The following is a 268-nucleotide window of genomic DNA, read 5'->3' on the forward strand; positions in this document are numbered from 1 at the left end:
AGATAGGCCAGACCTGGAAGCACTGTAAGGTGTGAAGGCTACTGGTACTAATTGACCACAACAAACACCAACACACTCGGTGTAACTCAACAAAAGAGTAAGAAGAAGAAACAGTCACTGTCGTGACCGCGTCCACTATGCAGTATCTGACACAACACCCACACAAAGTGGGCACCCAAAAAGGGTATTTTTGCTTCGTATGTTTGTCGGTGGTCAATAGCTGCAGGGAAACGCCCGGTCCCATTCCGAACCCGGAAGCTAAGCCTGC

1 rRNA gene is annotated in these 268 nt (G+C 49.3%); it reads left to right on the forward strand.

The window, feature by feature from the left end:
* Nucleotides 1-205: 205 nt before the first annotated feature.
* A 5S ribosomal RNA gene (rrf, locus tag QP915_RS11630) occupies nucleotides 206-268 on the forward strand; the annotation flags it as partial.

This window comes from Corynebacterium sp. MSK158 (genome assembly GCF_030229085.1).
Lineage (GTDB): Bacteria > Actinomycetota > Actinomycetes > Mycobacteriales > Mycobacteriaceae > Corynebacterium.